A 5138-nucleotide genomic window follows, 5' to 3' on the forward strand; every position below is an offset into this window, starting at 1 on the left:
GGCTCGGCGTCTGTCTCGGCGACCGCGACGGCGCGCTCGAGCGCGCCCGGCAGCTCCTGCGCGAGCACCGCCGGAACCTCTCGAACGGTATCGACCTCGTCACTCGAGCGGGGACGACCCAGGAGGAACACGTCCAGTGGATCCACGCGAGCGACGAGATCCGCGAGACCATCGTCGGCATCGTCGCGGGAATGGCGATGGGGAATCAGGGGATCAGCCGCTCGAAGCCGATCATCGCCTTCGCAGAAAAGAACGAAGAAGAAGTCAAGGTCTCCTCGCGGGGCACCCACTCGCTCGTCCGGCAGGGACTGGACCTCTCGGCCGTAATGGGCGAGGCCTCTCGAGCCGTCGGGGGCGACGGCGGCGGCCACGACGTCGCGGCGGGCGCGACGGTCCCGAAAGGCGAGGAGGAAACGTTCGTCGAACGCGCCGACGAGATCGTCGGCGAACAGCTCTCATAGTCGGCATCCTGCGACGGGTTCCCATTATCTCACTCCAGACTGATATTCCACCGGCGGTGGCGCGCGCTGTCGGTTGTCCGAACGATAGTGAGGACGACCGACGACGCTGCGCGAGGGATGAGCGAGGGAACGGAGTAACTGAGCGAATCGGCTGGGGAGGAAGTGGCCTCCCTTTGTTGCCAGCATCAGCAGAACGCGTGCGTATCTACGTCTCCTCGTCGTCAGGTCGATCTGTCCATCGAGGCCGGCACCGTCGGCAACAGCGGCGCGCGTGAGGTGAACGTGTACGCCGTCTTCCGCACCGCACCCTTCCCGTACTGGACGGCGCTCTTGCGAATCGGCGTGCGCTTGCCGTGGATCTGGGTTCGCCCCTCGAGGATGGCCTCGATGAGTTCGTCGCCGTCGATATCCGCCTTCGTCGGGGCCGCCGTGTCGGGCGTCACGATGACCTCGGTGAAGGCTTTGCCCACGTTGGGGAGGTAGTGAGCGTCGCTGGCACCGATCTGGGGATAGTCCCGGCGGTCGGCGAACGTTCGGGCCCGCCGGTTGCGGTAGCCCGTAAAGACCATCGAGTTGTAGGTCTCGATCGCGTCGGCGTCGTCGATGTGGCGTTTCCGGACGCCGTGGCGACTGCGCTGGAAGGGGTGGGGAACGATCGCCACCCCGCCCAGGTCGCGGACGGTCTCGACGGTGTCCATGAACGGCTGCCCCGGATCGGGGCGTTTCTCGACGCCGATCGCCAGCAGGTGGCCGTGTTGCGTCGAAACTTCGACGCCGGGGATGCCGATCAGTCCGTACTCGGGCGCGAGGTCGGCGGCGCGCCGCGATTCGTCGATCTCGTCGTGATCGGTGATGACCACCCCGTCGAGTCCGATATCCGCGGCGTGCTCGAGGATGAGCTCGATCGGTTCGTGCCCGTCGTAGGAGGCGTCGGAGTGGACGTGAAAGTCGATCGCGAACGGAATCTGCGTGGTCATAGAGGGGTTCAGGGTCGGGGGTAGCGGAGTCGCTACCACCAATAGCTTGTTGTCGCGCTTAAAGACTCTGCTACCGGTCGCATCCGGATCGCAGTTCGACGGTCGACACCGCTAAGAACGCATTATACTGGTGTTGCGGCCGGTAAGCGTGTAATACTTCGAGAGACCCGTCCGCAGGTCGTCTCAAGAGACGAACGGTAACTGACCTGATAAACCGATACGTTGGTATACGCTCTCATCCTGTCACGTCACAGGGAGAACATGTACAGTTACGTGACGTTCGCGGTTCTGTTATCGGCGATCGTCGGCATAAGCGTCGCCGTCTGGTTGCTCGTCCGGAACGAGTCGAGTCGACCGGCCTTCGCGTTCGGCCTGTTCATGCTCACGATGGCAGTCTGGTCGGCTACCCACGTCGGAGCTCTCATGTCAGAAACGGTGCGATGGCAACTGCGGTTCACCCAACTCTCGTACGTGAGCGTGGTCTTCGCGCCGGTCACCTGGCTCGTATTCTCTCTTCGATACACCGACCGAAGCGGATGGGGTTCCGGGCGACGCATCGCGTTGCTCTCAGTCGTTCCCGTACTAACGCTCGGATTCGTCTTCACCGCACGGCATCACTCGCTGTTTTACAGTTCGATTTCGCTCGCCGAGGTCGGCGGCCGGCCGTTCCTCGAGACCGAGCCCGGCCCGTGGCACGTCGTCAACGTCGCCTACTCGTATACGCTGTTACTGATCGGGACGGCGCTGCTGGTCAATGCGGCGCTCACGAACAACCGGCTCTACAGACGCCAATCCGCCGTCCTTCTGACGTGTACGCTCACACCGTGGCTCGTTAACGGTGCCTACCACATCGGTGTCAGGCCGATCCCCGAAATCGATCCGACGCCGCTCGCGTTCACGCTCGTCGGGATCCCGCTTGCGGCCCTCGTCTTGCGGACGGACCTGACGACGTTCGTGCCGATCGCACACGAGCGCGTGTTCCGAACGCTCGACGATCCCGTTCTCGTGATCAGCCCGAACGATCGGATCCTCGAGGCCAACGCCAGCGCACAATCGGTCCTCGGCGCGGATCGGCCGCTCGAGGGAGTGGCTGCCGAAGCCGTCCTTCCCGCTGAACTCTCCGACGGTGAAACGTTTCACCTCCCCCTCGAGGCCACCGTTTCGTGCTCGATTCCGGTCGACGGCGAGACGCGGCGGTTCCTCGCGCAGTGTCGAGCCATCGATCCGGAGCGAGCGGCCGGCTCTCGAGGGGCTATCGTCTCGCTGACCGATGTCACCGTGCACCTGAACCAGCGGGACGCACTTGCGACCAAGAACGACGCGCTCGAGACGCAGACGGCGAAACTGGAGCTGAAAAACGAACAGCTCGAACGGCTCGCGAGCGTCGTCTCCCACGATCTCGCGACCCCGCTGACCACCGGCGAGAGCCTGTTGCAACTCGTTCGCGCGGACCTCGAGGGGGCAAATCCGGAACTCGAACAGTTGCTCGACGAGCTCGAAACGGTCCACGACCGCCTCCGGGAGTTCTCGGCGGCGCTCCCCGAACTCGCCAGGGAGAGCACCGACGTCGAATCGCCCATCGAGTGCGACCTCGAGACCGTCGCCGAGGCCGCGTGGAACGTCGTGGACACCCACGATCTCACCCTCGTCGTCGAATCGACGCGCACGGTGAGAGCCGATCCGCGTCGGCTCCAGCAGGCGTTCGAGAACCTGTTTCAGAACTGTGTGGAGCACGGCTCCGCGAGCAGTCAGCGCGGAGAATCCGCAACGGGGAACGGCGTGACGACGGTCCGCGTCGGGACGCTCGAGGCGGACGATCCTCCCCGGGCGACCGCGAGACCGGACACCGCGAGCCCGCTGCCCGACCGAGTCGGCTTCTACGTCGAAGACGACGGACCGGGGATTCCGTTCGAGCGTCGGGAGTACGTCCTCCGTTTCGGCGTCAGTACCGGCTCCGGTTCCGGATACGGACTCGCGATCGTCCGCACGATCGTCGAAGCCCACGGCTGGTCGCTCGCCGTCGTCGATTCATCACAGGGTGGCGCGCGGTTCGAGGTGCTCGATGTCGAGTGAGCGATCCGACGCTGTTCGAGGAACTGCTCGTCGGCCCTCCACAAAACGGAGACTCGCATGACCGTGTATCACACAAGCGGCGAGGCGTCGTCTGTTCTAGTACCACTGAACCGATGTACAGACTGATCGCAACGCGATCGCGCGATCAGGTCTGCAAGCATTCAGTGGCGACTAGAGTACTCGATCGTCGTTCAAATTGATAGACACCGTCGCGCGATGAGCTGGTACCGGTCAGCTGTGGTTCTCGTTCGCAGTGAGACGTGACGAGACTGACAGAGCAGAGCGATAACGGACGAGACGGCGTCGCTTCAGCCGGAGAATCGACGGCGTAGCGGCAGCCCGTTGCGTTCGGTCCGCGGCTACGCCCGCTCGAGCGATTCGATATAGCGATATAAGATATATCTCCGTGAGATCGGGCTGACGCGAGGATCGGTGCAACACAGCTCGAAACGCATCTGAGCAGCCGATCGACGCGTGATTCGTAACCGAATCCCAGTCGCAATCGGGCGTACCGACCGGTGGGGAGTCTGCCCAACGAGAATCAGTGACCGAGCTCCAGAACTGCCCGTTACACGGAACGAGCGCCGTCCGTTGAGTGCCGATTTCACGCTGAACCAGTTCGTCGTTTGCGGCAGAGAGCGATCGGTCACTGCCTCCTCCCGACGGGAGCATTCACGGGAGTCGGATTCTCGACCGGTCGCATGGGTCGGGTTCGAAAGCGACGGTCTCAGCGCTGATCGACTCGAGAGGGTGGCCTGTGGGCAGCCATGCGGACCCGTACGAGCAGTCAAAAACGGGGGTAATCGGTCTCGGTCGGCACTATCGCAGGGTCGACCGAGAGTCCGCACGCCCCGTCATCGTGCATACGCGTTCGACGCGAGACACATTCTGCGGTGCGCGTTGAGGTGGCGCGATCCCGCCGGCGATAGCAGGATCCGCGTCGAGAGGCGCCTATCACACGTTCCGACCGCTAGCGATCGACGACACTCGAGATTAACACGGCCACCAGTTCGCCTCGTGTGGACAGCGAAGCACGGACGGATCGTCTCCGAGTCGTCGACTCGGATCGAGGGTGAAACGGAGTACAGTCCGGTTTGGTCGATGGAGCGCCGATGAACGATCACGGAGTGACGAGAACGCGGCTGGCTACGGTAACCGGTGAATCTCTTCACATCGACCGCGATGGGAACGAGTTCAGCGTCGGGAGGACGGCTTCTTCGCGCAGTTCTGCACTGACAGTTAAAAGGTGAACGCCATAGTGCTATATCGAATAGGGAGGGGCTCTCAAACGGCGGCCCACAGTGGCGGACGAGGGGAACGTCGAAACTCCGGTGGGCTTATTATGTTTTAGGCCAGCCTAAATGATGACGCGTCCGTCTGCGATACCGCGGATACGAACCGTCCGGCGGCGACTGCTCGGCCATCGAGCGCACCGGTTCGTAAACAGAGATCCGCAGTCCCGCGACGGACCAGTGGAGGAACCATGGTCGGAACGACACTCAGAGAGATTCGCCAGCACATCGAACGACTGGCCAGCGACGACGGAGCGTACTACGTCGTCTGCGCCCGCTCCGGCGAACGGCCCGTCCCGGTCGCCGGCCAGCGGTTCGCGACCCGCCCGGACGCG

3 protein-coding genes and 1 pseudogene are annotated in these 5138 nt (G+C 63.5%); 3 read left to right on the forward strand and 1 reads right to left on the reverse strand.

All coding sequences use genetic code 11. From position 1 onward, the window contains the following. Positions 1-461, forward strand: a 461-nt coding sequence (locus tag PGX04_RS18910; protein WP_273739924.1) for a DHH family phosphoesterase, incomplete at its 5' end; no start/stop codon positions are given. A 221-nt stretch (positions 462-682) separates the two neighbouring features. On the opposite strand, the gene PGX04_RS18915 is transcribed toward PGX04_RS18910, so the two are convergent. Further along, positions 683-1438, reverse strand: a complete 756-nt coding sequence (locus PGX04_RS18915; protein WP_273739925.1) for a PHP domain-containing protein — start codon at positions 1436-1438, stop codon at positions 683-685. 261 nt (positions 1439-1699) lie between these two features. Between PGX04_RS18915 and PGX04_RS18920 the strand changes: the two genes are divergently transcribed. Both PGX04_RS18920 and PGX04_RS34735 read left to right on the forward strand, forming a co-directional pair. Next, positions 1700-3511 (forward strand): histidine kinase N-terminal 7TM domain-containing protein, encoded by a 1812-nt coding sequence (locus tag PGX04_RS18920; protein ID WP_273739926.1) that lies wholly within the window; start codon positions 1700-1702, stop codon positions 3509-3511. 1483 nt (positions 3512-4994) lie between these two features. Beyond that, a pseudogene (locus tag PGX04_RS34735) lies at positions 4995-5138 on the forward strand (DUF7552 domain-containing protein); the annotation flags it as partial.

The organism is Natrinema soli, from assembly GCF_028618695.1.

What these genes read in the sequence shown, in the direction of transcription:
- PGX04_RS18915 (WP_273739925.1), bottom strand. Translation starts at nt 1,438, where the DNA reads ATGACCACGCAGATTCCGTTCGCGATCGACTTTCACGTCCACTCCGAC.
- PGX04_RS18920 (WP_273739926.1), top strand. Translation starts at nt 1,700, where the DNA reads ATGTACAGTTACGTGACGTTCGCGGTTCTGTTATCGGCGATCGTCGGC.